The sequence below is a fragment of the Nonomuraea sp. 3-1Str genome (assembly GCF_031570565.1).
Classification (GTDB): domain Bacteria; phylum Actinomycetota; class Actinomycetes; order Streptosporangiales; family Streptosporangiaceae; genus Nonomuraea.
The window spans coordinates 135606-161347 of the sequence record NZ_JALHBK010000020.1; the positions used below are offsets into that span (position 1 = coordinate 135606).

The following is a 25742-nucleotide window of genomic DNA, read 5'->3' on the forward strand; positions in this document are numbered from 1 at the left end:
ACTCTTGACGCTGACCTCGGCCTGGATCTACGTTCCCCTAAGGAAAACCTATTCCTTATTTTCCTTCGGGGCGAGTGAAGGAGCTCTATGGTCAACCCCCCTCAGGTCTGTGGCCCCGCCGTACCCACCCAGGGTGCCAAGGCGGTGTGGCGCCCGCTGGGCGTCCGTGACGTCGACATCACCGGCGGGCCGCTGGGCCGCTGGCAGCGGATCAATCGCGAGGCCAGCATCCCGCTCGGCCTGGAGCAGATGGAGCGCGCGGGCAGCGTGCCGAACCTGCGCCTGGCGGCGGGCGAGGCGGAAGGCGCCTACCAGGGGTACCGCTTCCAGGACTCCGACCTGTACAAGCAGCTCGAAGCGGTGGCCTGGGAGCAGGCCCGCCGGCCCGGATCCGGCTACCTGGAGTTCGTCGCCGAGTCGGCGGCCCTGCTCGGCCGGGCGCAGCGGGCCGACGGCTACCTCAACTCCCACTACCAGGTGGTCAAGCCCGACAAGATCTACGCCGAGCTGGAGTACAGCCACGAGATGTACTGCGCCGGCCATCTGTTCCAGGCCGCGGTGGCCGGGGCGCGGGCGGGCGGCGACGAGCGGCTGACGGCGGTGGCGCGCAGGCTGGCCGACCACCTGGTCGAGGTGTTCCTCAAGGGCGGCGACGACGGCATCGACGGCCACGCCGAGGTCGAGACCGCCCTGGTGGAGCTCTACCGGGTCACCGGCGAGCGCTCCTACCTCGACCTCGCGGGCAAGCTCATCGACAACCGCGGCAAAGGCCTGATCAAGGACAGCGGCATGGGCCCGCTGTACGCCCAGGACCACCTGCCGGTCAGGGAGGCCGACACCCCGGTCGGCCACGCCGTGCGCCAGCTCTACCTGGAGGCCGGCATCGTCGACGTCTACCTGGAGACCGGCGACGAGTCGCTGCTGGAGTGCTCGGTCCGCCGCTGGGAGGACATGGTCGCCACCAAGATGTACCTGACCGGCGGCGTCGGCTCCCGCCACGACGGCGAGGCGTTCGGCGAGCGCTACGAGCTGCCGCCGGACCGCGCCTACAACGAGAGCTGCGCGGCCATCGCCAGCATCCACTGGAACTGGCGGCTGCTGCTGGCCACCGGCCACGGTCGCTACGCCGACCTCATCGAGCGTGTCCTTCACAACGCCTTCGCCGCCTCCACCTCGGCCGACGGGCTGCGCTTCTTCTACGTCAACCCGCTCCAGCGCCGCGACGACACCGTCGAGGACGCCTACCTGGGGCGGCGGCGCGAGTGGTTCGCCTGCGCCTGCTGCCCGCCCAACATCATGCGCACGGTCTCCTCCCTCGGCCACTACATCGCCACGACGGCCGAGCGGGCGCTGCACGTCCACCAGTACGCGCCGGGCGCGATCCGCTCGGGCGACCTGGACCTCGCCGTCGCCACCGGCTACCCCTGGGCCGGCAAGGTGGTCTTCACCGTGGAGCGGGCCCCGGCCGGCCCGTGGTCGCTGGCGCTGCGCGTCCCCGCCTGGAGCGCCGGCGCCGCCACCGTCACCGTCGGCGGCGAGACCGTGCCGGCCGAGCCGGACGAGCGCGGCTACGCCGTCGTCACCCGCGAGTGGCGGCTCGGCGACACGGTCGAGCTCGACCTCGACCTGACGCCCCGCCTCACCTACCCCAACCGGCGGATCGACGCCGTGCGCGGCACGGCGGCCGTCGAGCGCGGACCGCTCGTCTACTGCTTCGAGCAGATCGACCAGCGGGCCGACGTGGACGACCTGGCGCTCGACCCGCGGGCCGAGCTGCGCGTGATCGACAAGGAGGACGTGCCGGGCCTCGGCCGGACCGCCCTCATCGAGGCCGGCGCGTACGCGGCCGACCCGCCCACCCTCGCCTACACCGGTACACCCCCCACGAGCACGCCCCCCACTCGTGTCACCGCCACCGCCGTCCCCTACTACCAGTGGGACAACCGCGGTGCGGGCGCGATGCGGGTCTGGCTGCCCCTCGCGTAAGGAACCACCAGATGAATCGACGTGATCTGTTCAGGATCGGCGGGCTGGCCGCGCTCGGCGCCGCGGCGGCGGCCTGCGGGGGCGGCGGCGCCGGCGGCTCGAAGGGCGGCACCCAGCTCCAGTTCATGTACTGGGGGTCCACCTTCGAGAAGACGGCCGTGGAGAAGATGCTCCGGCAGTACGAGCAGAAGAACGCGGGCGTCAACGTCAAGGCGCTGTTCACGCCCGACGAGTACGACGTCAAGCTCAACACCCTGGTCGCCAGCGGCCGGGTGCCCGACGTCGGCTACGTGCCCATGGGCATGTCGTTCCGGCTGGCCGAGCAGGGCACGCTGGTCAACCTGTTCCCGTACGTGAAGAAGTACCCGCAGCTCGCCGGCTGCCTGCCCGACGCCTACCTGTGGTACGGCCAGGACAAGCTGCACGGTCTGGCCACCGCCAACGAGGTCATGCTGCTCTGGTACGCCAAGGACGCCCTGGCCGAGGCCGGCGTCGCGCCGCCGCCCGCCGACGCCGCCTCGGCCTGGTCGTGGGACCAGCTCGTCCAGAACGCCTACAAGCTGACGGTCGACCAGAACGGCAAGCACCCCGACGAGTCCGGGTTCGACCCCAAGCAGATCCGGCAGTTCGGCATCTCCAGCAGCATCACCTACGGCGCCGCCTGGTATGGCTTCCTGCGCAGCAACGGCGCCGACTTCGCCGACGAGGCGGGCAAGCGCTGCCTGCTGGACACGCCCGAGGCGATCAAGGTGTTCCAGAACCTCCAGGACCTCATCTACAAGCACCGGGTCATGCCCGGCCCCGGCCAGCTCGCCGCCACCGGCGACGACGTGCCCGGCACGAACGTGCTGCTCAAGACCAAGCGGGTGGCCATGGTCGTCGACGGCCACTGGTCGCTGCTGGACATGAACCAGAGCAAGGTGAACTTCGGGATCGGCGTGCTGCCCAAGTACGGCGAGCCGTTCACCACGACCCAGGTGGCGGGCGCGTCGGCGGTCTTCGCCGGCAGCAAGCACGTGGAGGAGGCGGTCGAGCTGTTCGCCTTCCACAACGACCCGCGCTACGTGGACCTGTACCAGCAGGGCCTATGGATGCCGCAGGAGAAGAAGTACTACGAGGACTCCGCGGCCGTAGACTCCTGGACGAAGAACGCGGCGCACCCGCCCGAGTTCCGCACGGCGGTCGTCGACTACACCCGCGAGCACGGGGTCCCCGACCTGCGCAACCGGGTCAAGAACATGTCGTCCATCTCCAGCGACGTGCTGACGCCGGCGCTGCAGGAGATCGAGTCGGGCAAGCGGCCCGCCGCGGACGTGCTCAAGGAGGCCACCCCGAAGATCACCGCGTTGCTGCAGGGCTGGCACCACACCCAGGAGCTCTAGATGCGCAGGTTCGAGGCGCGCTGGGGCGTCCTCATGGCGCTGCCCGCGATCCTCGGGTTCGTCATCTTCACGGTCGGCCCGATGATCGCGTCGTTCTTCTTCAGCCTGACCGACTGGCAGGTCGGCGGCGCGCCCACGTACGTGGGCCTGGACAACTACACGGCCCTCGCCGACGACCCGCTGTTCTGGAAGTCGCTCGGCGCCACCACCTACTACACGCTCGGCGCGGTGCCGCTCACGCTGATCGTCAGCTTCGCGGTCGCCATGCTGCTCAACCAGAAGGCCCGCGGCCTGCCGCTGTGGCGGACGATCTTCTACCTGCCGACGCTGGTCCCGGCCATCGCCAACGTGGTGCTCTGGATCTGGATCTTCAATCCGGACTTCGGGCTGCTCAACTCCCTGCTGCGCGAGGCCGGCCTGCCGACCTCGCAGTGGGTCTACAGCGAGGAGATGGCCGTCCCGTCGCTGATCATCATGAGCACGTGGGGCTTCGGCAACACCATGGTGATCTTCCTGGCGGGGCTCCAGGGCGTGCCGCGCCACCTGTACGAGGCCGTGTCGATCGACGGCGGCGGGCCGTGGCGGCGCTTCTGGCACGTGACGCTGCCCATGATGACCCCGACCATCTTCTACAACCTGGTGGTCGGCGTCGTCGGCACCTTCCAGGTCTTCACCCAGGCGTACGTGATGACCGAGGGCGGACCCAACCAGGCCACGCTCTTCTACGTCTACTACATCTTCCGCAAGGCCTTCACCGAGAGCGAGATGGGCTACGCCAGCGCCCTCGCCTGGGTGCTGTTCATGATCATCATGGTGGTGACGTTCCTCATGTTCCGCAACGCCCGGCGCTGGGTCTACTACGAGATGGCGGGCGCCCGATGACCGCGCTCGCGGCGCCGGAGAAGACGCGACCGCAGGGCGTCGCGCCGACCGCCGGGCTGCGCCGGCCGCGCCGGTACGGCAGGGCGCTGCTGTACGTGGGGCTGACCCTCGGCGCGATCCCGACGCTCCTGCCGTTCGTGTGGCTGGTGCGCAGCGCGCTCATGACCGACGCCCAGATGTTCGTCGCGCCGCCGGAGTGGATCCCGCGCCCGTTCCAGTGGTCCAACTTCGGCGAGGCGCTCACCGCCCAGCCGTTCGGCCTCTACCTGCTCAACACCGTGATCATCGCCGTCGTCTGCGTGATCGGCACGGTGTTCACCTGCTCGGTGGCCGCCTTCAGCTTCGCCCGGCTGCGCTGGAAGGGCCGCAACGCCGTCTTCGCGCTGCTGCTCACCGGCGTGATGCTGCCGTACGCCGTGACGATCATCCCGACGTTCGTCATGTGGCAGGAGCTGGGGGCGATCGACACGTTCGTCCCGCTCACCGTGCCGGCCTGGTTCGGCGGGGCGGGGGGCGGCGTGTTCAACGTGTTCCTGCTGCGGCAGTTCTTCCTGACGATCCCGTTCGAGCTGGACGAGGCCGCCTACATCGACGGCGCCTCGCCGTGGCGGGTCTACTGGACGATCGTCATGCCGCTGTCCAAGCCGGCCATCGTGGTCGTCACGATCTTCACGTTCATCGGCACCTGGAACGACTTCCTGGGGCCGCTGCTCTACCTGCAGGACGAGGAGAAGTACACGCTCTCGCTCGGGCTGGCCTCGTTCCAGAGCGTGTTCATCACGCAGTGGGGCTACCTCATGGCCGCCTCGGCGGCCGTCATCGCCCCGATCATCGCGCTCTTCTTCTTCCTGCAGCGCTACTTCATCGAAGGAGTCACGCTCACCGGCATCAAGAACTGAGAAGAGGTCCCATGAAACGATTAACGGCCGCCGTCGTCCTGCTCCTCGCCTCGATCCTCGTCCCGCTCGGCGTCGGCGCGCCCGCCGCGCACGCCCTGTCCGCCGCCCAGATCGTCGACATGTACGGCAGGGTCGTCAACGACTACGGCGTCAAGCTCGTGGACTGGCAGGGCTACCTGGCCAACCCGTACATCGAGCTGACCGTCAAGCCCCCGCAGGACGCCCGGTTCCCGGTCACGATCGACCTCAAGGCCGAGGGCACCTCCCGCCTGATGATGGACCTGCCCAGCCAGCTCACCGCCACCGGCGCCACCAAGACGCTGACCTTCGCGAGCGCGAGCGAGCAGAAGACGTTCAAGCTGGCGATCCACTCCAAGCGCGGGCCCGGCGCCGACGAGCAGCACACGCTGCGGCTGTCGGTCAGGGACGCGGGCGGAGCCACGTTCCAGCAGAGCATGCCGATCATGGTGCAGCAGGACGAGAAGACCGCGCTGGAGCCGTCGATCCCCATCACCTTCGACTACCGCTACGACACCATCACCGGCTACTTCTCCGACCCGGCGTTCCGCACGGCCGCCGAGGAGGCGGTCAAGGACTGGTTCCGCTTCTTCGACGTCCAGCCGTTCGACAGCGTGGCGGCCGGGGCCGAGACCAACCACCTGCCGGGCGACGACTGGCAGAACACGATCACCGTCACGAACGGCTCCGCCTACACCGGCATGTACGTGTTCTTCCGCGGCATCCAGTCCCCGTACTCGACCGGCTACCCGGCCGCCAACGGCAAGTACCACACCCGAGGCGGCTCGCAGGTCGCCGGCCCGCTCCACCGCTCCACCGCGATGATCTTCGAGTACGACGAGGCCGGCAAGCGGCTGTTCACCTCCCTGGCCGACGAGGACTGGTACAAGACCGAGATCGCGGGCCCGGTCCTCGACGTCCACGGCCTGGTCATGCACGAGTACGGCCACGCCGTCGCCTTCCACAGCGACTGGGCCGGCATGCGCTCCTACGTCTCGGGCGGCGGCAACGACCCGGACGTCGTCGAGTACCAGGGCTACCCGGTGCCCCTCGACAGCAGCTACCACATCCCCGGCGACCAGAAGTACTGGGACCGGATCAGCGGCCAGAGCGGCGGCTGGACCCACCTGTTCCCGACCCGCCGGTGGATGATGACCAAGCTGTCCCTGCTCGTCGCCGAGAACGCCGGCTGGAAGCTGAACCGCAACCTCACCCCGTTCCTCAAGCCGTCGATCGTCACGGCCTCCCTGCCGCAGGCGTCGCCCGGCCAGGCCTACCGGCAGACGCTGACCGCCAAGGGCGGCGTGCCGTTCTACGACTGGCAGGTCACGTCCGGCTCGCTGCCGCCGGGCCTGTCGCTCGACCGCTTCACCGGCGCGATCAGCGGGACGCCCACGACGGCCGGCACGTACGGCTTCACCGTGCGCCTTCGCGACTACGACAAGCTGAGCACCCCGGTCACGAAGACCTTCCAGCTCACGGTCGGCGGGGGCGGCGGCACGTCCGTGAACGTGGCCGGCGGCGCGACCCCGTCGGCCTCGTACACCTCGGCCTGGGAGAGCGTCGCGGCCGTCAACGACGGGATCGACCCGCCGCGCTCGAACGACACCGTCAACCCCCGCTGGGGCACCTGGCCGAACACCGGCCAGCAGTGGGCCGAGCTGACCTGGCCGTCCGCGCAGACCCTCAGGTCCGCCGACGTGTACTTCTTCGCCGACGCCGACGGGGTGCGCCTGCCCGCCTCCTGGAAGCTCCAGCAGTGGAACGGCTCGGCGTACGTGGACATCCCGGGCACCTATCCGGTCGCGGCCGACGCCTACAACCACGTGACCTTCACCGGCGTGACCACGACCCGGCTCAGGGTCGTGCTCCAGAGCGGCCAGGGCTCGGTCGGGCTGCTCGAAGTCAAGGCGAACACCTAGGAAAGGACCTCATGAGGAAGACCGCCATCGTCACCGCGCTGGCCGGGCTGCTGGGTGCCCTCTCGGTACCCGCTCCCGGCCTCGCGGCCCGGCAGGCCGCGCCGAACCTCGACGTCTTCGACATCTTCTACCGCAACGTCAACGGCTACGGCGTGCAGCTCGTCGACTGGCAGGGCTACCTGGCCAACCCGTACGTCGAGCTGACCGTGCGGGCGCCCAAGACGCCGGGCATCGCCTACCCGCTGACCGTGGACCTCAAGGCCGAGGGCACGTCACGGCTGATGTTCAACACGCCGAGCGAGCTGACCGCGACCGGGGCGACGAAGTCCTTCACCCTCACCGGGCCGGCCGACCGGGAGGTGGTGCGGCTGGCCATCCACTCCAAGCAGGGTCCCGGCCAGGACGAGCAGCACAAGTGGATCATGAAGACCACCGACGCGACCGGCGCGACGGCCACCCAGACCATGCCCATCCGGGTCCAGCAGGACGAGAAGAAGAAGCTGGAGCCGACCGTCCCGATCGACTTCGACTACCGCTACGACACGATCACCAAGTACTTCTCGGACCCCGGCGTCCGCAAGGCCGCCGAGACGGCCGTGCGCAACTGGTTCGCCTTCTTCGACCTCAAGCCGTTCGACACCGTCCCGGCCGGCGACGAGGTCACGCGGCTGCCGGGCGACGACTGGCAGAACGAGGTGGAGGCGAGCAACGCCAAGCCGTACAACGGGATGTACGTCTTCTTCCGCGGCATCCAGACGCCGTACTCGACGGGCTTCCCGACGATCAACGGCAAGTTCCACACCCAGGACGGCAAGCCCACGCCGTACCACCGCTCGACCAGCATGATCCTGGAGTACGACGAGCAGCTCATGAAGCTGTTCACCTCGCTGGGCGACGAGGACTGGTACAAGACCGACCTCGGCTCGGTCATCGACGTCCACGGGCTGGTCATGCACGAGTACGGCCACGCCGTCGCCTACCACAGCGACTGGGAGGGCATGGCGAAGTACGTCGAGAGCAAGGGCCGCGACGACCAGGAGGTCATCGACTACCAGGGCTACCCGGTGCCGCTCGACTCCAGCTACCACGTGCCCGGCGACGAGCCGTACTGGGACCGGCTGAGCGGGCAGAGCGGCGGCTGGCGGCACGTGTTCCCGACCAGGAGGTGGGAGCTGACCAAGCTGTCCCTGCTCATCGCGGAGAACGCCGGCTGGAAGCTCAACCGGAAGCTCACGCCGTTCCTCAAGCCGTCCATCGAGACGGGCTCGCTCGGCCGGGCCACCGCCGGCCGGCCGTACGAGCAGCGGCTGGCGGCCAAGGGCGGCGTGCCGTTCTACGACTGGCAGGTCACGAGCGGCGCGCTGCCCGAGGGAGTGACGCTCGACCGGTTCACCGGCGCCCTCGCCGGCACGCCGGCCAAGGCGGGCACCTTCACCTTCACCGTGCAGCTCAGGGACTACGACAAGCTCAGCACGCCCGTGACCAAGGACTACACGCTCACCGTCCGATAAACGACGCTATGTCCTGACATTGCCCCTGACCAGATCACATTTCATGACTTTTCGGGTCTTGTTATGGCAGGACCTCTTGCAAAGCGCACACGATCTCTTCACCCTCGACCCGTAGGCGTAAAGATCAGCTCTACCCCGGCGGGGGCCCGCCCCCGCCGGGTGTGAAGGAGAGCGTGTGCCGAACACCCCCCGCCGGCGTGCGATCCTGACCGGGATCATCGCCGTCCTCACCCTCATCCTGCCGCTGGGCGCCCCCGCGCTGGCGGCGCCCGCGGCCGCCGCGACCGCCGCGACCGGCGCGGACAAGATCAGTCCCACCGTCCAGGCCGAGCTGGCCGACGACGGCAAGGCCACCTTCTGGGTACGCCTCAAGGGCGCCGCCGACCTCAGCGCCGCCCGCCGGGCCAGGACCAAGGAGGCCAAGGCCGAGCAGGTCTTCGAGGCCAAGACCGAGCAGGCCCGGACCTCGCAGGCCGGCGTGCGCAAGCTCCTGGACTCGCAGGACGCCGACTACACCTCGTACTGGATCGTCAACGCCGTACGCGTCACCGCCGGGGCCAAGCTGGCCGCCGAGCTCGCCAAGCTGCCCGAGGTCACCGGCATCGAGCCGGTCCGCACGCTGACGTTGCCCAAGCCGGACCCGGGCAAGGCGGAGGCGCGGGTCAAGGCCGTCGAGTGGAACATCGACCGCATCGGCGCCCCGCGCGTGTGGAGCGACCTGCGCGACCGCGGCGAGGGCATCGTCGTCGCCCACATCGACTCCGGCGCCCAGTTCGACCACCCCGAGCTGGCCGCCGCCTACCGGGGGCGCAACGCCGACGGCTCCTACACCCACGACTACAACTGGTTCGACCCCGCCCACATCTGCCCCAGCGCCGCGCCGTGCGACAACAACGGCCACGGCACGCACACGATGGGCACCATGGTCGGCGCCGACGGCATCGGCGTCGCACCCGGCGCGAAGTGGATCGCCGCCAAGGGCTGCGAGGTCAACACCTGCACCGACGCCTCCCTGCTCGCCGCCGGCCAGTGGGTCCTCGCCCCCACCGACCTCAACGGCGCCAACCCGCGGCCCGACCTCGCGCCGGACATCGTCAACAACTCCTGGGGCGGCGACGGCTTCGACCCCTGGTACAAGGAGACCGTAGAGGCGTGGGTGGCGGCCGGCATCTTCCCGGCCTTCGCCAACGGCAACGAGGGACCGGCCTGCCGGACCAGCGGCTCGCCCGGCCAGTACGTGAGCAGCTACAGCGCGGGCGGCTTCGACGTCAACAACGCGGTCTACGCCCGCTCCAGCAAGGGCGAGGGCGAGAACGGCGAGATCAAGCCGAACATCGCCGCCCCGGCCGTGAACGTGCGCTCCTCCGTGCCCGGCGGCGGCTACGACTCCTACACCGGCACGTCCATGGCCTCGCCGCACGTCGCGGCCACCGTGGCGCTCATCTGGTCGGCCGCGCCCGCCCTCCAGGGTGACGTGGCGGCCACCCGGCCGCTGCTCGACGGCACGGCGATCGACGTGAACGACCCCTCCTGCGGCGGCCCCGCCGCCGACAACAACGTCTGGGGCGAGGGCCGGCTCGACGCCTACGCCGCCGTCCAGGCCGCGCCCCGCGACGGCGTCGGCGACCTGGCCGGGACCGTCACCTCCACCACGGGCACCTCGACCGGCGGCCCCGTGGCCGGCGTCACCGTCACCATCACCGGCCCGGTCACCCGCACCGCCGTGACCGGCCAGGACGGCACGTACGCCGTGCCGCGCCTGCTGCCCGGCGACTACCGGATCACGGCCGAGAAGTTCGGCTACGCCGCCGGCGAGGCCACCGCCGCGATCACCGCCGGCCAGCGCGCCACCGCGGACGTCTCCCTGGTCCAGCAGCCCTCCGCCGTCGTGTCCGGCACGGTCACCACGGCCGGCACGCCGGAGCCCGGCGCCAAGGTGGAGGCCGCCGGCACGCCGGTCAGCACCGTCACCGACGCCGCCGGCCGCTACCGGCTGTCGCTCCCGCACGGCGAGTACACCGTCACCGTCACCCCGTCCTCCCGCTGCGCCCGCGGCGCCTCCGTGGGCGTCACGCTCTCCGGCGACACGGTCCAGGACATCGAGCTGGGGCTGCGCGGCGACAACTTCGGCTACACCTGCCGCACCGGGGCCGAGCCGTACGTGGCGGGCACCGACAAGCTCGCCCTCACCGGCGACGACGACGCCCAGCAGGTGACGCTGCCCTTCCCGATCCCGTTCTACGGCACGGGGCAGGCCAAGGCGTGGATCGCCACCAACGGCATGGCCACCTTCGCCGCCGACAAGGCCACCAGCGGCGGCAACGGCCGGCTGCCCACCACCGGCACGCCCAACAACGCCGTCTACCCGTACTGGGACGACCTGGTCGTGGACGCCAACGCCGGCGTCTACACCGGCGTCACCGGCACGGCGCCGCACCGCCAGTTCGTGATCGAGTGGCGCAACGTCAAGTACTACAACGACGCCACGCAGCGCATCTCCTTCGCCGCCCTGCTCGGCGAGGACGGCACCGTCAGCTACCGCTACAAGGGCGTCGACAGCCAGCGCGACCAGGGCACCAGCGCCACCATCGGCATCGAGAACGCGACCGGCGCCGACGGCATGCTCTACTCCTACGAGGAGCCCGCCCTCACCGACGGCCAGAGCCTCACCTTCACCGCCAGCCGGCACGGCCTGGTCATCGGCGTCGTCACCGACGCCAACGACGGCGACCCGCTGCCCGGCGCCACGGTGAAGATCGGCGACGTGGCCACCCTCACCACCGGCCCCGACGGCGCCTTCTCCGGCCAGCTCCTCGCCGGCGACTACCAGGTCGAGGTGTCCAAGGAGAACTACGGCACCTTCACCAAGCCCGTCACCATCGCCCCGGCCACGATCACCCGCATCGACACGGCTCTGGTCACCGGCCGGGTCAGCTCCTCCGTCGGCGAGATCACCCTGGTGATGCCCGCCGAGGCCAGCCGGACACGCACCTTCGAGCTGACCAACCTCGGCTCGACCACCGCCTACACCGTCGCCGCCGATCCCGCGCAGGGCTGGCTCGCCGTCACGCCCACGTCCGGCGACCTCGCCAAGGGACAGCAGGTCACGCTGAAGGTCACCGCCTCCAGCGCCGGCCTCCAGCCCGGCACGCTGCGCAGCGGCAAGCTGCTCATCAGGTCGGCCAGCGGACGGCAGCCCGTCATCGAGGTCAAGGTGACGGTCGTCGTGCCCAAGCTCCAGATCGCGGTGGACGTGGGCGCGAACAAGGGCGCGGTGGACGCCGGCGGCGACGCCTGGACGGCCGACCGCAAGTACACCCAGGGCGGCCACGGCTACGTCGCCACCTCCAACCGCACCCAGTCCACGTCCAAGACCATCAAGGGCACCGACGACCAGGCGCTGTTCCGCACCGCCCGCGAGGGCATGCTGGAGTACCGCTTCGACGGCGTGCCCGCCGGCACCTACACCGTCGAGCTGGACTTCGCCGACCTCCGCTCGACGGGCATCGGCAAGCGCGTCTTCGACGTGCTGGTCGAGGGGCAGCTCGCCATCCCGGCGCTCGACCTCGCCCTGGAGGCCGGCACGTACACGGCCGTGAGCAGGCAGTACACGGTGAAGGTCACCGACGGCCAGCTCAACGTCCGCTTCGCCACCCGGCAGGGCGACCCCATCCTCAACGCCATCCGCGTCTCCGAGCGGCCGGACAAGGCGACCTCCTGACGGACCGGGCGCGACTCGCCCCGCCGATGCGGGGCGAGTCGTGACCGCGGGCCGATCCTTCCTTGACCCGGCTACGGGTATTCCTGGTGGAAGGCGTCACGCGCGGGGGCAGGACGCCGGGACGCAGCAGGGGGAGGACCGGGTGACGACACAGAAGCCGGCCGCCGGCGAGCCGATGACCTCACCGCTCGCCCCGGTGAAGAGGCGCCGCACGGGCGAGATGCTCGCCAACTGGATGTCCACCACCGACCACAAGGTCATCGGCTACCTCTACCTGATCACGTCCTTCGGGTTCTTCCTGGCGGCCGGCGTGATGGCCATGATCATCCGGGCCGAGCTGTTCGCGCCGGGGCTGCAGTTCGTCTCGGCCCAGCAGTACAACCAGCTCTTCACCATGCACGGCGCGATCATGCTGCTGCTGTTCGCCACGCCGCTGTTCGCGGGGTTCGCCAACGTCATCATGCCGTTGCAGATCGGCGCGCCGGACGTGGCGTTCCCGCGGCTGAACGCGGTGGCGTACTGGCTGTTCCTGTTCGGCGGCCTCATGGCGGTCTGGGGCTTCGTGGTGCCGCTGGGGGCGGCGGACTTCGGCTGGTTCGCCTACACGCCGCTGTCGTCGATCACGTTCTCGCCCAGCCTGGGCGGCGACTTCTGGATCATGGGCCTCTCCCTGTCGGGGGTCGGCACGATCCTCGGGTCGGTCAACTTCATCACCACGATCATCTGCATGCGGGCGCCCGGCATGACGATGTTCCGCATGCCGATCTTCACCTGGAACACGCTGCTGACCAGCATGATGGTGCTCATGGCGTTCCCGGTGCTGGCCGCCGCGCTGCTGGCGCTGGAGATCGACCGGAAGTTCGGCACGCACATCTTCGACGGGTCGAGCGGCGGGCCGATCCTGTGGCAGCACCTGTTCTGGTTCTTCGGCCATCCCGAGGTCTACATCATCGCGCTGCCGTTCTTCGGCATCGTCACCGAGGTCATCCCCGTCTTCAGCCGCAAGCCGCTGTTCGGCTACGTGGGCCTGATCGGCGCGACGATCGCCATCGCGGGCCTGTCGATGACCGTGTGGGCGCACCACATGTTCCCCACCGGCCAGGTGCTGCTGCCGTTCTTCTCGTTCATGACCTTCCTCATCGCCGTGCCGACCGGCGTGAAGTTCTTCAACTGGATCGGCACCATGTGGCGGGGACACCTGAGCTTCGCGACGCCGATGATGTTCGTGATCGGCTTCCTCGTCACGTTCCTGCTGGGCGGCCTGACCGGGATCATCCTGGCCTCGCCGCCGCTGGACTTCCACATCACCGACACCTACTTCGTGGTGGCGCACTTCCACTACGTGGTGTTCGGCACGGTGGTGTTCGCGATGTTCGCGGGCTTCTACTTCTGGTGGCCCAAGATGACCGGCCGCATGCTGAACGACCGGCTCGGCAAGGTGCACTTCTGGATGCTGTTCGTCGGCTTCCACACCACGTTCCTCATCCAGCACTGGCTCGGGGTGGCCGGGTTCCCGCGCCGCTACGCCGACTACAGCCCGACCGACGGCTTCACCACGCTGAACGAGATCTCCTCGCTGGGCGCGTTCCTGCTGGGGCTGTCCACGCTGCCGTTCCTCTACAACGTCTGGATGACCGCGCGCCGCGCGCCGCGCGTGACCGTGGACGACCCGTGGGGCTTCGGCAACTCGCTCGAATGGGCCACCTCGTGCCCGCCGCCGCGGCACAACTTCACCTTCATGCCGCCGATCCGATCGGAGCGTCCCGCCTTCGATCTGCACTACCCGCGCGAACCCCTGGAACCGGCCGCGTGACCGGAAGCGAGGTTTAGGGAGTCCCCTTTGTGCCATATGCACTGCGTGGGACGACACGCCGGAAGGGGCGCCTGTGATGGTGGAAGGTACGCGGCAGAAGCGGCATGAGAGGCCGGCCAGGCCGCACGTCGTGGTGGTGGGCGGGGGCTTCGCGGGGCTCCGCGCCACCCGCGAGCTCGCCCGTGGGGGAGCTCGGGTCACGCTCGTCGACCACCATCCCTACACCACCTTCCAGCCGCTGCTGTACCAGGTGGCGACCGCCGCCATGGCCGCCGGCGACGTGACCTTCCCGCTGCGGGCCTTCGCGGCGAAGTACCCGCGCGTGCGCGTGCACGCGGCCGGGCTCGGCAAGCTGCTCCTCGACCAGAAGCAGGTCGAGCTCACCGACGGCGCCGTCCTCGACTACGACTACCTGGTCCTCGGCACCGGGGTCACCACCAACTGGCTCGGCATCGAGGGCGCCGAGAAGAACGCGCTGCCCATGTACTCGGTGCGCGACGCCGAGACGCTGCGTTCGCGGCTCCAGCGCTGCCTGGAGGAGACCGCCATGGGCAAGCGCCCGAGCACCCACGTGGTGGTCGTGGGCGGCGGGGCCACCGGGGTGGAGATCTCGGGAACCATGGCCGAGCTGCGGGCGCGGACGATCCCGCTCACCCATCCGGAGATCAGGCCCGACCAGACCAGCGTCACCCTGGTCGAGCGGTTCGACTACGTGCTGGCTCCGTACAAGCCGAGCCTGCGGGACGCCGCCGCGCGGGCGCTGCGCAAGCGCGGGGTGCGGCTGCGGCTCGGGGCGACCGTCGCCTCCGTCGAGCCGGACGCGGTCGTCCTGGCCGACGGCACGCGCCTGCACAGCGACGTGACCGTCTGGGCGCTGGGCGTGACCGCCCCCAAGGAGGTCGCCGACTGCGGCCTGCCCCAGGGCAAGGGCGGCCGGGTCACCGTCACCGAGACGCTGAACCTCGGCGAGCACCCCGAGGTCTACGTCGTCGGCGACCTCGCGCTGCCGCCCGAGCCGTTGCCGCAGCTCGCCCAGCCGAGCATCCAGATGGGCGAGCACGCCGGCAGGCAGATCCTCGCCGCGGCGCGGGGCCGCGCCACCGTGCCGTTCCGGTACAAGGACCCCGGCATCATGGCGATCGTCGGGCGCGCCCAGGCCGTCGTGCAGCTGTCCAACGGCTTCACCTTCCGCGGGCTGCCGGCCTGGCTCGCCTGGATCTTCCTGCACGTCGCGTACCTGCTCGGCGGGCGCAACCGGGCCAGCGTGCTCGTCAACTTCTTCTGGCGTTACTTCGGGCCGCGCAGGAGTCGCGCCTCGGTCGCGGAGTGACTCATCGGAGGTGCGGATCATGCGGAGAGCGGACAGCGGGAGTGTGCTGTTCATCGGCAACGCCACCACGCTCATCCGGTACAACGGCTACACCCTGCTGACGGACCCGAACTTCCTGCATCGCGGGCAGCGGGCCCACCTGGGTTACGGCCTCACCTCGCGCCGCCTCACCGACCCGGCCGTGGAGCTGGAGGACCTGCCGCCGCTCGACGCGGTGATCCTGTCGCACCTGCACGGCGACCACTGGGACCGTGTGGCGCGCGACGGCCTCGACAAGGCCACGACCATCGTCACCACGAGACACGCCGCGCGGCGGCTCCGGCGGCAGGGCTTCGAGCGGGCCGTCGGCCTGAAGACCTGGCAGGAGCACCAGCTGCGCAACGCGACGGGGGCGCTCACCATCACCTCGGTGCCCGCCCGGCACGCGCAGGGCCCGGTGGAGGCGCTGCTGCCGCCGGTGATGGGCAGCGTGCTGGAGTTCCGCAGCGAGGGCCGCATCGACCTGCGGCTGCACATCAGCGGGGACACCCTGCTGGACCACCGCCTGCACCAGATCCCGAAGCGCTTCCCGGACCTCGACGTGGGCATCGTCCACCTGGGCGGCACCAAGCTGCTCGGCACGGTCATGGTCACCATGGACGGGCGGCAGGGCGCGGACTGGGTGGACCTGATCGGTCCCGGGCGGGTCCTGCCGGTCCACTACGACGACTACACGGTCTTCAGCTCGTCCCTGGAGGACTTCCGGAGTCACATGGAGCACTCCGGCCACGGCGACCGGGTCGTCTACCTGGACCGCGGCGACACCTGGACCCTTCCGGTCCGTCCCACGGCCCGGACCCGGAGCTGAGGGCCGCCCGCGCGGAGGCGCGTCAGCCGGAAGCGGACCGCTGACATCAGGTGCGGACCGTGCCGGCCCTCACGCGACATTCCTCGGGGCAGTGACCGGGGCGGCGTGGTGGCGGGTGGTGCCGGGCGTGACACGGGTTAGGGTGCTGGCATGCCTACCGCACTGATCACCGGCGCGACCGCCGGCATCGGCGCCGCCTTCGCCCGGCGGCTGGCCGCCGACGGCTTCGGCCTCGTCCTCGTGGCGCGCGACGAGCAACGACTCGGCGAGGCCGCCGACCGGCTCAAGCTCAGGTACGGCGTGAGCGTCGAGGTGCTCCCCGCCGACCTCGCCACGGAGGAGGGGCTGTCCCGGGTGGAGGCCCGGCTGCGCGAGGACGACGGCCGGCAGGTCGACCTGCTCGTCAACAACGCCGGCTTCGGTCACCCCGGGGCGTTCCTCGACGTGCCGGTCGAGGACGAGCTGCGCATGCTCAAGCTCCACTGCGAGGCCGTGCTGCGGCTGACGCTGGCCGTCCTGCCCGGGCTGAGGCGGCGCGGCAGGGGAGGCGTGATCAACGTGGCCTCGGTCGCCGCGTTCTTCACCCGCGGCACCTACAGCGCCTCCAAGGCGTGGGTGGTGAACTTCAGCGAGTCCGTCGCGGTCGAGGTGCACGAGCCCAAGGTCCGGATCATGGCGTTGTGCCCGGGGTTCGTGCGCACCGAGTTCCACGAGCGGGCCTCGATGGACGTGTCCGGAATCCCGGGCTTCCTGTGGCTCGACGCCGACGCCGTGGTCGGCGCCGCCATGCGGGACCTCGCGCTGGGCAGGCGCGTCTCGGTGCCCGACGCCCGCTACAAGGCCATCGTCGCCGTCGGAAAATTCGTGCCCCGCGGCCTGGCGGGCGCCGTCTCCGCCCGCCTCGGCCGCCGCTGACCCACGGTCCGGCCGGGAAGAACAGTCAGACCGGGAAAAAAAGGCGGGCCCCCGCCGCGGGAGGGGGTCGCGGTGGGGGCCCAGTCGGTGACGAGCGTGGCTCGTCACCGACACCTTGGGAGATCACTGGCCCCGGGCGTCACAGGCCCGGGGACCACTGATGGGGACTACAGGCCGCGGTTCTGCTCGTGGCCGATCGACAGACCGCTGGTCGGGTCGAAGAAGTGCAGGTTGTGCGTGTCCAGGACCAGGTCGATGCTCTGGCCGGGGCGGACGTGGCTGCGGGCGTTGACGCGCGCGGTCCACAGCGACTTGTCGCCCACCAGCGGCAGCGCGGCCTCGTCGTCGTCGCCCTGGTCGGCGGCGGCGACGGTGTCCTTGTGCTCGACCGGCGGGGCGTCGATGAGGAACAGCACGTTGATCTCGGAGCCCAGCTCCTCCGTGACCTCGGCCTTGACGGGCAGCGTGGCCCAGCCGTTGGCGTGGCTGCCGGCGGAGGCGGCGTCCTCGAAGTCGGAGGGGCGGATGCCCAGGATGATCTTCTTGCCGATGAACTTGTCGAGGCCCGGCTTGTCGGTGAACGTCGAGTCGGGGATCGACAGCCTGATGTCGGCGAACGTCACGGCGGCGCCGTTGTCGTCGCGCACCAGCTCGGCGGTGGCGAAGTTCATCGACGGGGAGCCCATGAAGCCGGCGACGAACAGGTTGACCGGCTTGTCGAACAGGTTCTGCGGGGTGTCCACCTGCTGGAGCAGGCCGTCGCGCAGGACGCAGACGCGGTCGCCCAGCGTCATGGCCTCGACCTGGTCGTGGGTGACGTACACGGTCGTGACGCCGAGGCGCTCGTGCAGCGTGTTGAGGGAGGCGCGCATGGACACGCGGAGCTTGGCGTCCAGGTTGGACAGCGGCTCGTCCATGAGGAACGCCTGCGGCTCGCGGACGATCGCGCGGCCCATCGCGACACGCTGGCGCTGACCACCGGACAGGGCGGCCGGCTTGCGCTTGAGGTACGTCTCGAGGCCCAGCATCTTGGCGGCCTCGTTCACCCGCTTCTGGATCTCGGGCTTGGGCATCTTGCGGAGCTTGAGGCCGAAGGCGAGGTTCTCCTCGACCGTCATGTGCGGGTAGAGGGCGTAGTTCTGGAAGACCATGGCGATGTCGCGGTCCTTCGGCGGAAGGTGGTTGACCACCTTGTCGCCGATGGCGATCTCGCCGCCGCTGATGTCCTCCAGGCCGGCGATCATCCGCAGTGCGGTCGACTTGCCACAACCGGAGGGGCCTACCAGCACCATGAACTCGCCATCCTTGATCTCAAGGTTGAGCCCGTTCACGGCCTTCACGCCACCGGCGTAGATCTTGTCGACATTGGTCAGAACGATGGATGCCATGCCATTCCTTCGGGGTCCAGGGCGGCGGCCTAGGTGATGTGCGGGGTGTCCACTCACATGGATACGTTTTCATGCATCTCACCCGAAAGGGGCAGGAGTGTCAAGGGTTACGGGGTGACCAGCTTCTACGGATTCTGCGGGGTTCCGGTCGGATGGAAACCATGATGGAATCGTTTCCATGGAGGCGAAGCGGGCGACCATCAAGGACGTCGCCGAGGCGGCGGGCGTGGGCGTGGCCACGGTGTCCCGGGTGCTGTCGGGAGGCTCGGCCAGCCCGGACACCAGGGAGCGGGTGCTGGCCGTCGCGGCCCAGCTCGACTACCGGCCGAGCGCGCTCGGCCGCAACCTGCGCCGGCGCCGCACCGGCGGCATCGGCCTGCTCGTCCCCGACCTGACCGACACCTTCTTCGGGCAGCTCGCCGAGGGCGTGCTCGCCTGCGCCCGGTCCGCGGGCGAGCCCGTGGTGCTCGGCTCCACCGGCGACGACCCCGAGCAGGAGGCCGAGCTGGTCGGCATGCTGCTGGAGCAGGGTGTGGACCGGATGATCGCCGTGCCGTCGGGCGGCGCCGACACCTGGGGACCGGTGGCGCGGGCCGGCATGACCGTGGTCTTCGCCGACCGTCTCCCCGCCGAGCGGGCCGCCGACGGCCTGAGCGGCGGGGGGCTGCCGGGGGGAGCGGCCGATCTCATGCTGCTCGACGGCGTTCCGCCGCCCCCGCCGCCCCGTCCCGCCGAGGTGCCCGCCGTCCTGGCCGACGACCGGACCGGCATCCGCACGGCGGTCCGCTACCTGCGCGGCCTGGGCCACCGGCGCATCGCCTTCCTCGGCGGCCCCGGCCACGACCGGCGGGTCGCCGCGTTCCGCGAAGCCGTCGGCCCGCCGGTGGACGAGGAGCTGGTCGTGTTCGCCACCGGCAGCCGCGACTCCGCCTACGCCGCCGCCTCGGGCCTGTTCCAGAGCCGTCCCGACCTGACGGCCGTGCTGGCGGGCGGCAACATGCTGGGGGAGGCGGCCGTCCTGGCCGCCCGCGAGCTGGACCTGCGGGTGCCGCGGGACGTGTCGCTCGTGATGTACGACGACGTGCCGTGGGCGGAGCTGTGCTCGCCGCCGCTCACGGTGATCGCCCAGCCGGGACGCGACATCGGCTACCGCGCCGCCGAGCTGGTGCTGCGCACCTCGGGCCGCCGCCCCCGCGCGATCGTCCTGCCCACGGAGCTCATCGTCCGCGGAAGCTGCGGCCCCCGCCGCTGACCGCTCACCGCGCCTCCCGCGCCCCAGTGGCCCCGTGGTTGCCATACTGATCGGCAAGGGATGTACTCGCTCCTGGGTTCCGGACGGTCTCGGGGAGATGTCACGGTGGATTTCGCGATTCTGGGATCCCTGCGCGTGCGCGGCGCGGAAGGGCCTCTTCGGCTGAACGCCAAGCAGCGCGCCGTGCTCAGTGCCCTGCTCCTCCATCCCAACGTCGCCCTCTCCACCGAGCGCCTGGTCGCCGCCGTCTGGGACGCCCCGCCGTCCTCGGCCGTGGCCAACCTCCAGACGTACGTCTCCCAGCTGCGCCGCGCCCTGCGGGGCAGCTCATTGGATCTGCGCAGGGAGTCCTCCGGGTACATCTGCGAGGTGACGCCCGACCGGCTCGACCTGCTCGCGTTCGAGGACGCCGTACGGCGGGCGCGGCGCGCGCGGCAGGCGGGCGAGCGCGAGACGGCGGCGCGGGCCCACGCGGCGGCCGTGTCCCTGTGGCGGGGCAGCCCCGCGGAGGACGCCCGGCTCGGCATGGCGATGGCGCCCAGGATCGCCGAGCTGGAGGAACAGCTCGTCGAGGCCAGGTCCGACTGGATGGACGTACGGCTGGAGCTCGGCGAGGAAGACCTGGTGGCCGAGCTGCGGACGCTGGTCGCCGCCCACCCGCTGCGTGAGCGGCTGTGGGCGCAGCTCATGCTGGCCCTGCAGAAGAGCGGGCGGCGCAGCGAGGCGCTGGACGCCTTCCGCCAGGCCCGCGCGGTGCTCCGCGCGGAGCTCGGCATCGAGCCGGGCCGCGAGCTGGCCGGCCTGCACGCCGCCCTGCTCGCCGGCGACCCCGTGCCGGCCCCCGCGCGGAGCGCCCCCGCCTTCCGGGCGCCGCTGTGCCAGCTTCCCGCCGGCACCTCCGACTTCGTGGGCCGGCAGGCCGAACTGGACGTGCTGCTGGCCGCCGCCCGGGCGCGGCCGGACCGCATGTCGCCGCCCATCGTGGTCGTGTCGGGGCTGCCGGGCGTGGGCAAGACCACGCTGACCGTGCACGCGGCGCACCTCCTGCGCGCCGACTACCCCGACGGCCAGGTCTTCCTGCGGCTGGGCCGCGACGCGGCCGGACCCCGCAGCCCCGGCGACCTGGTGGGCGAGCTGCTCAGATCGCTCGGCGTGGACGGCACGCTGATTCCCGGGCCGCTGGAGGAACGGGCCAGGCTGCTCAGGCAACGCCTGGCCGACCTGGCCGTGCTCATCGTGCTCGACGACGCCCAGGACGCGACACAGGTGCGCCACCTGCTGCCGGGCACGGCGCGCTGCTGCGTCCTGCTGACGTCCAGATCGCGGATGCCCGCGCTGGAGGGGGTCACCCGGCTGCCGCTGGAACTGCCCGGCGAGGACGACGCTCGCCTGCTGCTGGAGCGGGTGGCGGGCGGGGCCCGGTTCGGGGCGGCGCCGGAGGCGACGGGGGCCCTCCTGCGGGCCTGCGGGATGTTACCGCTGGCGATCAGGGTGGCGGGCGCCCGGCTGGCCATCCGTCCTTCCTGGCCGGTGCGCGAGTTCGCCAGCCGGCTCGAGGACCGGCGGCTCGACGAGCTGATCGTGGGCGGACTGGACGTGCGCGGCACGTTCTCGGAGAGCTACGCGGCCCTGCCCGAGCCGGCGCGACGGGCGTTCAGGCTGCTCGGGCTGGCCGACCTGGAGAGCATCGCCGAGTGGTCGGCGGCGGCGCTGCACGGCGGGCCGGCCCTCGAGGCCGACGCGGCGCTGGAGACCCTGGTGATCAGCGGGCTGCTGGACACCGGCGAGGTCGACGGGGCCGGCCAGCCGCGCTACCGGCTGCACGATCTGCTGCGGGTCTACGCCGGCGAACGCGCCCAGGCCGAGGACGCTCCGGAGGAACAGCGGGCGGCGCTGGCCAGGCACGTGACGGAGTGCCTGCGCCGGATCAGGGCCGCCACCCGCGAGCTGCCCATACCGACCGCGCCGCCGTACCCGGAGGCCGAGGCGACCGCGGGGGTGGGCGTCGCGTGGCTGGCCGCCGAGCGCAGGACGCTCATCCACAGCGTGCAGGTGGCCCTCGACCTGGGGATGGCGGAGGAGGCCGCCGAGCTGGCGCACCACCTGTCCGCGTATCTGAACCTCGAAGGGTTCCTCGACGACGTGGAGCGGCTGCAGCGGCTCGTGATCGCCGCGGCTCCCGGTGAGCGGATCGCGCTGCGGGCGGAGCTGCTCCTGGCCGGGGTGCCGCTGTCGCGAGGGGCCTACGGGAACGCGAGCGCGCACTTCGGCCGGCTGTTACGGGACTTCCAGCGGATCGGCGACGCGCACGGGGCCGCGTACGCGCTGATCAACCTGGCCGCGTGCCACCACGGGGCCGGGCTCTGGGAGCAGGGGCTGGACGCCGCGAACCGCGCCATCGCCATGATGGAGGAGCTGGGCGACAGTAGTGGGGTCGACTACGCCGCGATCTGGCCCATCTGGATCCACATGGAGCTCGGCCGGTACGGCGAGGCGATGCGGCTCTGCCAGGAGCGGCTGGCCAAGGCGGGCGACGACCCCCGGGTGCGCGGCGACCTGCTGCGGGCTCTGGGCACGGTCCGCTACATGCGCGGTGACGTGGCCGAGGCGGTGCGGTGCTACCGGGAGAGCCTGGTGCTCAGCGAGGCCATCGGGGACCGTGTCGCGGTGAGCAAGGTGCTGCGCAGGCTCGGTGAGGCGGTGGGGGCGCTCGGCGGGTTCGAGGAGGCCGTGGACGCGCTCGGCCGGGCCCGGTCGCTCTTCCGCGAGTGCGGCGACGAGCTGGGGGAGGCCCTGGCCACGTACGCGCTCGGCGAGGTGCGGCTGCGGCAGGGCCGCGCCGGGGAGGCGCTCGGCCTGCTGGGCACCGTCCGCGAGCGGCTCGGGACCGACGGGCCGCCGGTGTGGCGGGCCCGCGTGCTCAGGGAGCTCGGGCGCGCGCACGCCGAGCTGGGGGAGCGCGAGCGCGCGGCCGCGGCGTGGCGCGAGTCGATCGAGTTGTTCGAGAGCGGACCGGAGCGCGCGCGGGTGGAGGCCTACCTGGCCGGCTGATACCTGATCACCGGTACGGCCTCCGCTCCCGACAGGCGTGCCGCCTGCCTGGCCCGGCCGGGGGTCGGCCCTTCGCCGACGACCTGGCCGTCGGCCAGCGCCACCCACACCCCGCCGGGGATCGTGCCGCCGAGCGCCTGCTCCACCTGCGGCCGCGACGGCGCCGCAGTGGGGCGCCGGCGCCAGAAGAGCCACTGCACGACGATGAGCGGCCCGAGGATGCTCAGCAGCGGCACCGCGCCGCTGCCGGACAGGAAGGCCGCGACCATCACGGCCAGCAGCACGGCGTCGATCCCGGCCGCCGTCCATCCGGCGCGCCTGCCGTACCACCTGAAGGCCACCAGCGGCCACAACGCCAGCATGAGGCAGTCGCCCAGTCCGGCGATCGACGGGTCGGCGCCGTAACGGGTGGCCAGCACGGGCGCGAACGGCAGTCCGTCCAGCCGTGCCACGAAGTCGAGCGTGAGCGAGCTGAGCCCGGTGGCCAGCGTGTCGTAGCAGGTCAGCGCGGCCGCCAGGGCCGCCACCTGGGCCGGGGTGATGGCCGTCTGGACCCAGAGGTTGACCGCGCCCACGACGAGCAGGATCACCGCGACGTCGTTCAGCACCAGCACGGCCTGCGTCCAGCCGGCGAAGTACGCCGCCACGTCGCCGCAGCACAGCAGCCCCGCGGAGATCGCGGCCGCCCTGCCGCCGATCACGGGGGCGAGGGTGAGCTGCGCGAAGGTGAAGACCACCACGCCGAACACGGTCACCACGATCCCCACGGGGATGTGCAGGTACGCGAACGGCATCGCCACCAGCGCCACGACCATGACCGCGATGTCCGCCCCGACGAACCGGCCGACCGGCGGGCGCGGGATCGCGTACCGGGTCAGGAAGAGCCCCGCCAGCACGATGGCCAGGGCGATGAGCGCGTGCAGGCCCACGACGTGCGCGGTCATCGGACTCCGATCGGAAGGGGAGCGGCGTGCTCGAAGCTGTGCTCGATCAGGTCGGCCCGGACCTGGCAGGGGCTGGGCAGCTCGTCGGGGGTCTCGACCAGCCTGATGCCCCTGATCGCCAACGCCCCGGCCCGCTCCTCCAGCCGGCCGAGCAGCGCCGGGTCGTCCTTGCCCGACACCACGTGCAGGACGCCGTCCTCGATCGCGAACCTCGTCGGCAGCGGCAGCGCGGGCTCGGCCTGCAGCAGGTCCAGCACGTCACGGGTGGTCACCTCGCCGTCGACGGAGCGCCCCAGGAGGCGGGAGGTCGCCGGGATCGCCGCCATCGCGCACGTGGCCGGCTCGGGCAACGTCCTGACCATGTCGCCGGTGACGTAGCGGAGCAGCAGCGTCGTGTCGCGGAAGGTGGAGTACGGGGTGATGACCAGCACTCCGAGCGCGTCCGGGCCGGCGGGCTCCATGGTGACCGGGTCGAGCACCTCGACGAGGCCCTGGTCGGGCGGAAGATGCAGATGCCCGTCGTCGCACACCCGCCCGGCGACGGGCGCGACCTCGGTCATGGAGTACCCGTCGAAGACCTTGGCGCCCAGGGCCTGCTCGGCGCGCACGCGCAGCGCGTCGGTCAGCACCTCGCCGCCGGAGTACACCTCGGCCAGCCCGAAGTCGCGCGGGCTCCAGCCGCCGCGCTCGGCCTCCTGGACCAGGGCGCCGAGGTAGGAGGCGGTCACGTTGAGGTGCGTGATCAGCGGCTGCTTGCCGGGCACGTGCAGCGGCGTGGCCAGCCGGTCGAGAGTGGCACGTGGATCGACCATGCCCAGGTGGATGAAGCCCGCGCCCGTCATCGGCACCGCCCGTTCGACCAGGATCTGGGCGATGGAACGGGAGCTGATCGCGTTGGCCCACAGATGATCGGAGCGCAGGCCGCCGGCGAGCATGAGGCCGAGCGCGGAGATGGAGGACATCAGCTCGATCTCGTACGCGGAGAACCAGACGAGCGTGGGGCTGCCCGTCGTCCCGGTGGTGTGGGCGAGCACGGCCGGGCGGGCCAGGTCGGAGACGAACGCGGAGGGCATGCCCCTCAGGGCGAGCTTGGGCGTCGGCGGGATGTCGTCGGGGTCGCGCAGGCGGCGGTAGTAGGGGACCTCCGCCATGGCGTGCTTGATCGTCCGGCGCATGCGCCGCCTGGTGAGGTCCTCCTGGATCTCGGGGTCGGTGGCCGCCAGCATGTCGTCGGAGCCCTCGCCCGGCGAGCCGAACGCCTCCATGGTCGCCCGCGTGTCGTCCACCAGGGCGCGTACGTCCCGGATCCGGAACCTGCGGCCCGACATCATCGACCACGCGTAGCCCAGTTGCCGCACCGCTGTGCCGAACATGCCTCTCCCTGCTTCTCGCTGATGGCGCGGTGCGTCCCCCGGGCCCCGGAGAGCCCGGGGGACGCGGGACGACGTCAGCCGTTGAGGATGAACACGGCGGTCGACAGGGCGCTGACGGCGTACTTGGCGTAGCGGCGAGCGGTCTTCACCATGGGTGTCTCCCTTTTCGTGCGGTACGAGGGGCAAACGCCGCCCCTCTGCCTGTAGACGATCAGGCCGGGCTCTACAAATCGGCCATATAACCGCTACACGCCGGCGAGCCCGGGTCATACCTGAGAGCTACGCCGAAGTGGGCTCCCCGGGGTGAGGACGACCACGAGGCGTGATCCCTAGCGTCGGTGCCGGAAACACGAGTGATCTCCGGCATGGAAGGACCGACAGCCATGGCATCCCCGCCGCGCGGCATGCGCCTGCGCCGCGCCCTGCTCGCCGCGTTCGTCGCATGGTCGAGGGGCCCGCCGGGGTGGGCAAGACGCAGCTGGCCAAGGCCGTGGCGCGGGCGAGCGGG

General features: G+C 71.2%; 16 protein-coding genes. 13 read left to right on the forward strand and 3 right to left on the reverse strand.

Annotated features, from left to right (window positions below):
• The first annotated feature begins 87 nt into the window (after positions 1–87).
• The 11 genes from MTP10_RS28260 to MTP10_RS28310 all read left to right on the forward strand — a co-directional run bounded on the left by MTP10_RS28260 (position 88) and on the right by MTP10_RS28310 (position 17226).
• Positions 88–1986 carry a beta-L-arabinofuranosidase domain-containing protein gene (locus MTP10_RS28260; protein WP_310712775.1) on the forward strand — a complete coding sequence of 633 codons (1899 nt, stop codon included), beginning with the start codon at positions 88–90 and terminating at the stop codon, positions 1984–1986.
• Between the two features lie 11 nt (positions 1987–1997).
• Complete coding sequence (locus MTP10_RS28265) at positions 1998–3368, forward strand: extracellular solute-binding protein (RefSeq protein WP_310712777.1); 1371 nt, start codon at positions 1998–2000, stop codon at positions 3366–3368.
• The gene (locus tag MTP10_RS28270) at positions 3369–4250 is read left to right on the forward strand and encodes a sugar ABC transporter permease (RefSeq protein ID WP_310712778.1); all 882 of its coding nucleotides are present in this window, start codon (positions 3369–3371) and stop codon (positions 4248–4250) included.
• A complete protein-coding gene (locus tag MTP10_RS28275) occupies positions 4247–5149 on the forward strand; it encodes a carbohydrate ABC transporter permease (protein WP_310712779.1) in 903 nt (300 codons plus the stop codon). Before MTP10_RS28270 ends, MTP10_RS28275 begins: the two co-directional genes overlap by 4 nt.
• A gap of 11 nt (positions 5150–5160) precedes the next feature.
• The gene (locus MTP10_RS28280; protein WP_310712781.1) at positions 5161–7089 is read left to right on the forward strand and encodes an Ig domain-containing protein; all 1929 of its coding nucleotides are present in this window, start codon (positions 5161–5163) and stop codon (positions 7087–7089) included.
• Between the two features lie 11 nt (positions 7090–7100).
• Entirely contained in the window at positions 7101–8600 is a 1500-nt protein-coding gene (locus MTP10_RS28285; RefSeq protein WP_310712783.1) for an Ig domain-containing protein, read from the forward strand.
• Between the two features lie 175 nt (positions 8601–8775).
• Positions 8776–12321, forward strand: coding sequence for a S8 family serine peptidase (locus tag MTP10_RS28290; RefSeq protein WP_310712784.1), 3546 nt, complete (start codon positions 8776–8778; stop codon positions 12319–12321).
• 175 nt (positions 12322–12496) lie between these two features.
• Positions 12497–14134, forward strand: a complete 1638-nt coding sequence (gene ctaD, locus MTP10_RS28295; RefSeq protein WP_310712809.1) for a cytochrome c oxidase subunit I — start codon at positions 12497–12499, stop codon at positions 14132–14134.
• Positions 14135–14210: 76 nt separating this feature from the next.
• The gene (locus MTP10_RS28300; RefSeq protein WP_310712786.1) at positions 14211–15464 is read left to right on the forward strand and encodes an NAD(P)/FAD-dependent oxidoreductase; all 1254 of its coding nucleotides are present in this window, start codon (positions 14211–14213) and stop codon (positions 15462–15464) included.
• Between the two features lie 19 nt (positions 15465–15483).
• Entirely contained in the window at positions 15484–16311 is an 828-nt protein-coding gene (locus tag MTP10_RS28305) for an MBL fold metallo-hydrolase (RefSeq protein ID WP_310712788.1), read from the forward strand.
• A gap of 150 nt (positions 16312–16461) precedes the next feature.
• Complete coding sequence (locus MTP10_RS28310; RefSeq protein ID WP_310712790.1) at positions 16462–17226, forward strand: SDR family oxidoreductase; 765 nt, start codon at positions 16462–16464, stop codon at positions 17224–17226.
• A gap of 167 nt (positions 17227–17393) precedes the next feature.
• Here MTP10_RS28310 and MTP10_RS28315 read toward each other — a convergent pair whose 3' ends face one another.
• Positions 17394–18614, reverse strand: coding sequence for a sn-glycerol-3-phosphate ABC transporter ATP-binding protein UgpC (locus tag MTP10_RS28315; protein WP_310712792.1), 1221 nt, complete (start codon positions 18612–18614; stop codon positions 17394–17396).
• Between the two features lie 178 nt (positions 18615–18792).
• Here MTP10_RS28315 and MTP10_RS28320 point away from each other — a divergent pair, with 178 nt between their 5' ends.
• Complete coding sequence (locus tag MTP10_RS28320) at positions 18793–19866, forward strand: LacI family DNA-binding transcriptional regulator (protein WP_310712794.1); 1074 nt, start codon at positions 18793–18795, stop codon at positions 19864–19866.
• A 105-nt stretch (positions 19867–19971) separates the two neighbouring features.
• Positions 19972–22917, forward strand: coding sequence for a BTAD domain-containing putative transcriptional regulator (locus MTP10_RS28325; RefSeq protein WP_310712796.1), 2946 nt, complete (start codon positions 19972–19974; stop codon positions 22915–22917).
• On the opposite strand, the gene MTP10_RS28330 is transcribed toward MTP10_RS28325, so the two are convergent.
• Together MTP10_RS28330 and MTP10_RS28335 are read right to left on the reverse strand one after the other, a co-directional pair.
• Entirely contained in the window at positions 22902–23861 is a 960-nt protein-coding gene (locus MTP10_RS28330; RefSeq protein WP_310712798.1) for a hypothetical protein, read from the reverse strand. The two genes, MTP10_RS28325 and MTP10_RS28330, sit on opposite strands and share 16 nt — an antisense overlap.
• The gene (locus MTP10_RS28335) at positions 23858–25234 is read right to left on the reverse strand and encodes an AMP-binding protein (RefSeq protein ID WP_310712799.1); all 1377 of its coding nucleotides are present in this window, start codon (positions 25232–25234) and stop codon (positions 23858–23860) included. Before MTP10_RS28335 ends, MTP10_RS28330 begins: the two co-directional genes overlap by 4 nt.
• Positions 25235–25742 lie beyond the last annotated feature (508 nt).

Coding starts and splice junctions, on each gene's coding strand:
- ctaD (WP_310712809.1), top strand. CDS start 12,497: ATGACCTCACCGCTCGCCCCGGTGAAGAGGCGCCGCACGGGCGAGATG.
- MTP10_RS28300 (WP_310712786.1), top strand. CDS start 14,211: ATGGTGGAAGGTACGCGGCAGAAGCGGCATGAGAGGCCGGCCAGGCCG.
- MTP10_RS28285 (WP_310712783.1), top strand. CDS start 7,101: ATGAGGAAGACCGCCATCGTCACCGCGCTGGCCGGGCTGCTGGGTGCC.
- MTP10_RS28310 (WP_310712790.1), top strand. CDS start 16,462: ATGCCTACCGCACTGATCACCGGCGCGACCGCCGGCATCGGCGCCGCC.
- MTP10_RS28335 (WP_310712799.1), bottom strand. CDS start 25,234: ATGTTCGGCACAGCGGTGCGGCAACTGGGCTACGCGTGGTCGATGATG.
- MTP10_RS28330 (WP_310712798.1), bottom strand. CDS start 23,861: ATGACCGCGCACGTCGTGGGCCTGCACGCGCTCATCGCCCTGGCCATC.
- MTP10_RS28320 (WP_310712794.1), top strand. CDS start 18,793: ATGGAGGCGAAGCGGGCGACCATCAAGGACGTCGCCGAGGCGGCGGGC.
- MTP10_RS28315 (WP_310712792.1), bottom strand. CDS start 18,614: ATGGCATCCATCGTTCTGACCAATGTCGACAAGATCTACGCCGGTGGC.
- MTP10_RS28275 (WP_310712779.1), top strand. CDS start 4,247: ATGACCGCGCTCGCGGCGCCGGAGAAGACGCGACCGCAGGGCGTCGCG.
- MTP10_RS28270 (WP_310712778.1), top strand. CDS start 3,369: ATGCGCAGGTTCGAGGCGCGCTGGGGCGTCCTCATGGCGCTGCCCGCG.
- MTP10_RS28265 (WP_310712777.1), top strand. CDS start 1,998: ATGAATCGACGTGATCTGTTCAGGATCGGCGGGCTGGCCGCGCTCGGC.
- MTP10_RS28305 (WP_310712788.1), top strand. CDS start 15,484: ATGCGGAGAGCGGACAGCGGGAGTGTGCTGTTCATCGGCAACGCCACC.
- MTP10_RS28260 (WP_310712775.1), top strand. CDS start 88: ATGGTCAACCCCCCTCAGGTCTGTGGCCCCGCCGTACCCACCCAGGGT.
- MTP10_RS28280 (WP_310712781.1), top strand. CDS start 5,161: ATGAAACGATTAACGGCCGCCGTCGTCCTGCTCCTCGCCTCGATCCTC.